Source organism: Sphingobacterium sp. IITKGP-BTPF85, assembly GCF_001006065.1.
In the GTDB taxonomy this organism is placed as follows: Bacteria; Bacteroidota; Bacteroidia; order Sphingobacteriales; family Sphingobacteriaceae; genus Sphingobacterium; species Sphingobacterium anhuiense.
Map to the genome: position 1 here is coordinate 1 of NZ_ASZT02000285.1, position 1845 is coordinate 1845.

At 36.6% G+C, this 1845-nt stretch carries 2 protein-coding genes; both read left to right on the top strand.

The window, feature by feature from the left end; genetic code table 11:
• The coding region (locus tag L950_RS25150; protein WP_021190308.1) for a TlpA family protein disulfide reductase at positions 1–541 on the top strand (541 nt) is incomplete at its 5' end.
• A gap of 1 nt (position 542) precedes the next feature.
• Positions 543–1845: TonB-dependent receptor plug domain-containing protein (locus L950_RS25155; protein WP_031288476.1), on the top strand; the 1303-nt coding region annotated here is incomplete at its 3' end.

Sequence of the window (1845 nt, forward strand, 5' to 3'; positions counted from 1 at the left end):
TTTATGTTTATCAGCTCAGACGCCCCGCAAGGACAGCGGGGTGGAGGGGCTTTTGACTAATCGACCCTTAAATATAGGTGATGCTATGCCTGATGATTTTTGGGAACAAGAATTTATGATTTATAACAATGGGGTATTAAGTAAGTCAAATTTATCAGCCTACAAGGGCAAACTATTGGTATTAGACTTCTGGTCGACAACCTGCTCTCCCTGTCTTATACATCAAAGTGAAATAAACCATTATAAAAAGTTATATGGTGATAATATCAATGTGGTCATGGTTAACCCTGTTATTACCAGAGATAATCTTCAAAAGATAGATAAATTAAATGCAGCTCTGAAAAACAGGGCACTTGCAATTCATTCGATCTATTCCATTATTGAAGATGATTATCTTCATCGATTATTTCCATTTAATGGTTTTCCATTCTATGTCTGGATTCATCCAAATGGAAACATACAAACTTATACCATGCGTAATCTGCTTGATCGTCATTACCAAGCACCTTTTATTGATCCAGTTATACTAAATGCGGATTGATATGAAAAATATACTATGCATGACTTTTTTATTGTTAAAAGTATTGACAATTTTGAATGCACAAACACTATTGAAAGGCCAAGTGATTAATGAAAAGAGGATGCCTCTTGGGGATGTCTCTATTATTGAAAAAAATACGGAATTACAGACTACGACAGATTTGAACGGTGTCTTCACTCTTAAGGTGAAAAATAAACAAGGAATTATTTCTTTTTCTCATATCAATTATAAGACAAAGACTGTCCACTTCAATGTCGGAGATACACTACTTGTGGTATTAGAACCTGTGATGCGAGATCTAGAAGAGGTCATTGTTTATAATGATGGCTATCAATCAATTTCTAAAGAACGTGCTACAGGAAGTTTCGAACAAATTTCAAATAAACTGTTACAAGCACGTGTATCTTATAATATCATGGACAGGTTGGAATCTACGGTTCCAGGAATTCAATTTGATAAAAGAAAACCCGGAGCTAATATCATCATCAGAGGGTTGAGCTCATTTTCGGAAGGACTTCAGAAACCGCTGGTCGTTTTGGACAACTTTCCATATGATGGAGATCTCAGTACGCTCAATCCTAATGATATTGAATCTGTAACAATTCTTAAAGACGCGGCTGCAACTTCTATATGGGGGGCAAGGGCCGGAAATGGAGTTATTGTATTAAAATCAAAGAAAAATCTAGGGCAATCAGAACGACGATTTGAAGTGGGAGTGAATTATACCGTACTCGAAAAACCTGATTTAAGTTATATTCAGCAGATGTCTTCTTCTGATTTTATCGATGTGGAGCAGTTTCTATATGATAAGGGATTCTATAAATCCGCTTTGAGCTCTACTAATAATGCCACTTCTATACTTTCACCAGTTGTGAAGTTATTATGGAATGTTGATTTAGGGAAAATATCGAAGGAGGAGGGGCTGAACCAAATCGAGGCTTTTAGTAATCAGAATTATCGTGATGATATCTCCAAGTATTTTTATAGGCTTGGAAGAAATCAACAGTACAGTCTGAGTTATACTACGCAAAGCAAGCGGATGAGCTCTCGATTAGGGTTAGGGTTTGATCGGAATTTGGATCACTTGGTGACCAATCAAGGGAATCGCTATACCTTAAAATCTGATATTACTTATAGAGCTGCTGATCGATTGGAAATAGGAACTTCTATGCAATACAGTCGTAGCTTGTCTGATCAAGGTGCTAGTTTTACATATCCGATTAATCCTGGTGGAAACAGACAAATGCTTTATCCATATTCACGGTTAGTAGGTGATCAGCATGAGGCGATAAGTATCCCTTATT